Here is a 3,556-nt window from a genome sequence, read left to right as displayed (position 1 = left end):
GTAGAGCGCCTTGCCGTCCTCGAGATAGCCCTCCTGGTCGAAATGCATGATCTCGATCTTCTCGGTTTCCTTCATTTGTCTCTCCTTTCTGGGGTTGTCTTCACATCCCCCATGCCAACGGGCATCAAACCCGCTTACATTCCGTAACACTCGGCCGCTTTGGCCTTAAGCGCATTGACTGATTCTTCGTAGCCCTCTGCCTTGACCTCCATTTGCTTGGAGACGGCATCAAGATACGGGTGCACGTCCCATGACTTCAGACGCTCGGCGATCATTGCCGCAATCGTCTGGAAGAACACCAAATTGGGAATTGCGCTGAGCAGCGGAGCCACCTGAGGCACCGCAACCTCGTGAGCCTTACCCCTGGGATGGGCCGTGAGCAGCACCGTTTTTGTCGTAACGTTCGATAGCGCATCGGCGATATTCGCAAGACGCTCCGACCCCTGCGGATCGTCGACGATAAACACCAGATAGCCCGGAACGATCTGCATCTCGGGACCGTGGACGAACTCCTCGCCTTCGTGATGCATGGCAGGAATCTTGATGGTCTCGCTCAGCTTGAGGGCCGCCTCTTCGGCAACGCCATAATTGGGGCCGTTGCCGACGACCATGGCGGGCGTGTGCTCAGAAAGCTCGAGCATGTGGTCTTGGACATATGCCTCGGCGGTCTTGCACATTACGGCATTGGCCTGGATGGCCTCGCGCAGGTCGTCAAGACGCTGGGTGACGCCTTTGGCGTCAACCGTTCCGCGCGCCTGACCGCCGTAAATACCAAAAAGCACCAGATACTCAACGAGAACCTCGACGCCCAGAGTTACAAAGTCCACCGACTCGACGCCCACACCGTAGTCAAGAACGATGTCAGTGTGCTCCTTGATGGGTGCCTCGACGTTTGCCGTGAGCGCAACTGCAGCCATATCGTGTGCGCACATGTAATCGAGCGCCGCAATCGTATTGGTTGAATAGCCGCTCTGCGAGACGGCGATGTTGAGCGCATGCTGTGGATAGGTGTGTTCAAAATCGACGAAGGCCTCGGGCGTCACAACGGACACCTGCATCTGCAGCGCATCTTGCAGGTAATCGCGGGCGCAATCCGCAGCATGGCGCGACGAACCCGAAGCAACGATGCGCAGCGCGTCAAAAGAACCGGACTGGAAAATATCAACGAGCTGCGCTACCAGCTCAGACGAACGCTCGAGGTTCTCTCCCATACGCACATGGGCAAGCTGAACGTAATCGAGCATCTTCATCGTCTCACCTCGTAACAAATCATTAGTATTTGATACCAATCACAGTTACAGGTTACGGCTTTTTGATACCTCTTTGTCGATTAATTTATCCCCTTCGGCGAACGGTCGATTTTGAGCTATGTAAGGTTGTATATACAGTCGGTCAAATTGCCCAAACAGACCGGCTGTTACCGCGCGCGATGCAAAGCCCCAGCTAGTACGTATAGGTGTAGCCGCCCGCATCGCCACGATTGAAGGACTTTACATACTCGATAGCCTGACCGCTCGCGTCATAGCTCACGCATTCCAAAAGCAAAACAAGATCCCCTTGTTCCAAGCCAAGCAAGCCCGCGTCGCGTGCGCCCACCGCCTCGATATCGAGCTTCTCCTGAGCCATGACCGGCTTTCGGCCTAGCATCTCATAGGTCTCGTACAAGCTGAAGACCGACACGTCAATATCTTCGATTGTGGGAAACAGCCGGCACGGGATGAACGCCATCTCAATCGATACGGGATCGCCGTTGACGCAGTTCAAACGCCGAATCGAATACAACAAATCGTCCTCGGCAATGCCAAACAGGTTGGCATAATATGGGCCCGCATAACGCTTGGAACGCGCGAGGATACGGACGGACGGCTCGCCGCCCGAAGCACGAACCGACTCGCGAAAGCCTCCTGTTCGCTCGTAGGCAACGGGTACTTTCTGCGCCACAAACGCGCCCTTTCCGCGGACGCGTCGAATCTGCCCGCGCCGAACCAGCTCATCGACAGCGCTTCGGATGGTCAAGCGTGTCGTACCAAATTCCTCGGCGAGGTCTTTTTCGGACGGAATCATGGAACCCGTGGGATATATACCGCGCTCGATACGTTCCTCGATGCGGCGTCGAATGCGCATATAAACCGGGGTGGCATCTACTGTTTCAGCCATTGTTCACCTGCCACGCTTCTCATTCCGTTCTTTTCGCCGTTATCGGCAAAGCGAAACTTTGTGGGCAAAATCACCGATTTGCAATGCTCCACAAAACGCATGTCCTTATCAAATTCGATCGTGCTCTCATAGAACACCGGCGTTCCCTCTTCTTGCTGGAGCAACTCGGCCTCTTCGGCGTTCAAACGCGAGATGGAGATATGCTCACGTCCATGCTCAACACGCACGCCACCTTCTTTGAGCAAGACATCGTAAAGGCTCTCGCACTCAAAATCGTGCTCGGTAAGCGATGGGCACAGGGACAGGTTAACGTGAGCCGTCTCGATTGACGCCGGCTCGCCCTCAATAAGTCGAACGCGCTGCATGCGGAGCAAAGGAGCGCCTACAGACACCCCAAGCTTGTCGGCAAGCGCCTCATCCGCCTCGATGGTCCCGGTGGAAACCAGACGAGAAGAGGGGTGCAGGCCGGCAGTCCGCACAGCATCGGAAAAGTTATACGTTTCCTGGAAGATGTTCAGCGGCTTGGGAGGACACACATACGTACCCGATCCGCGACGGCTCTCGAGCGTTCCACAAGAGATGAGCCGCGTGATACCGGCGCGCAACGCTGTACGCGAAACGCCGATCTCTTCGCACAGCACGCGCTCGGCCGGCAGGCGATCGCCGCCGGCAAGCTGGTGGTGCTGGATATACCAAAGAATTCCCTCAACAGCACGATCTTTGGGGGGAATTGCATAAGATTCGCCTGCCATTGCACAGACTCCTCATTCAGAAACGTATGCCGCCAAAATTAGACCAGCCCTCCCATGGCATCAAATTCGGCCTTGATCTTCTCGGCAACATTCCGATACGACTTATATAGACTTGAATCGCGTTTGACTTCGTCGGTCATAACGGGAATCTCTAATTTGGAAACCTCGTCTTTTCCCGTCTGAACCGCCACAACAACGCCCATACCAAGACACATATTACGCTTGGCAGCGTTTATTTTCGCCGCCTTGGCAGGATTTGCCAGGATACGCTGGGCAAATTCCTGTTTTGAGACCACTTCCTCGGCCTCCGGATCGCCCGCCTCGGCCACTTCGCACTGCAAAACGTCCGCATAGTCAAAAATCTTCGGCTCGCCGCCGCGCTGATGCACGGCCCACTTGCGACGCGTGGCATCCTGGTAGATAGCCGGCAAAAACGTAAACCGCGGCGGGTCCAAAATCGTATCCGTGATGGTAAACACATCGGGATCAAAGGCATCCTGCGGGTTTTTCTTCTTGAACAGCCCCATATCAGCCTCCCGTACTAGTATTAAACAACTCAAGTTGAATATAGCACCAATTTCAAGCCGCCGCTTTACTGCATCGGTGCGTGGTGTCTATGGCTCGCCCAGCGGAAAAGTTCACGGACG

General features: G+C 55.3%; 4 protein-coding genes. All 4 read right to left on the bottom strand.

Features of this window, described 5'->3' with window-relative positions; all coding sequences use genetic code 11:
* Window positions 1-134 precede the first annotated feature (134 nt).
* Window positions 135-1,250, bottom strand: a complete 1,116-nt coding sequence (locus ACQRAP_RS08565; RefSeq protein ID WP_427729290.1) for an SIS domain-containing protein — start codon at window positions 1,248-1,250, stop codon at window positions 135-137.
* A 193-nt stretch (window positions 1,251-1,443) separates the two neighbouring features.
* Entirely contained in the window at window positions 1,444-2,157 is a 714-nt protein-coding gene (locus ACQRAP_RS08560; protein ID WP_427719867.1) for a GntR family transcriptional regulator, read from the bottom strand.
* Complete coding sequence (locus tag ACQRAP_RS08555; RefSeq protein WP_427719866.1) at window positions 2,142-2,909, bottom strand: GntR family transcriptional regulator; 768 nt, start codon at window positions 2,907-2,909, stop codon at window positions 2,142-2,144. The genes ACQRAP_RS08560 and ACQRAP_RS08555 overlap by 16 nt, the downstream gene beginning before the upstream one ends.
* Before the next feature lie 38 nt (window positions 2,910-2,947).
* Window positions 2,948-3,436: a hypothetical protein gene (locus tag ACQRAP_RS08550; protein ID WP_138374554.1), complete on the bottom strand. Its 489-nt coding sequence runs from the start codon at window positions 3,434-3,436 to the stop codon at window positions 2,948-2,950.
* Window positions 3,437-3,556: the final 120 nt, after the last annotated feature.

The organism is Collinsella sp. SGI.180 (assembly GCF_050313455.1).
Classification (GTDB): domain Bacteria; phylum Actinomycetota; class Coriobacteriia; order Coriobacteriales; family Coriobacteriaceae; genus Collinsella.
The sequence above is the reverse complement of the archived record's forward strand: the minus strand, read 5'-3'. Positions and strand labels throughout refer to the sequence as shown.

Excerpts from the sequence above, each read along its gene's own strand:
- ACQRAP_RS08565 (WP_427729290.1), bottom strand. The coding sequence starts at position 1,250 with ATGAAGATGCTCGATTACGTTCAGCTTGCCCATGTGCGTATGGGAGAG.
- ACQRAP_RS08560 (WP_427719867.1), bottom strand. The coding sequence starts at position 2,157 with ATGGCTGAAACAGTAGATGCCACCCCGGTTTATATGCGCATTCGACGC.
- ACQRAP_RS08555 (WP_427719866.1), bottom strand. The coding sequence starts at position 2,909 with ATGGCAGGCGAATCTTATGCAATTCCCCCCAAAGATCGTGCTGTTGAG.
- ACQRAP_RS08550 (WP_138374554.1), bottom strand. The coding sequence starts at position 3,436 with ATGGGGCTGTTCAAGAAGAAAAACCCGCAGGATGCCTTTGATCCCGAT.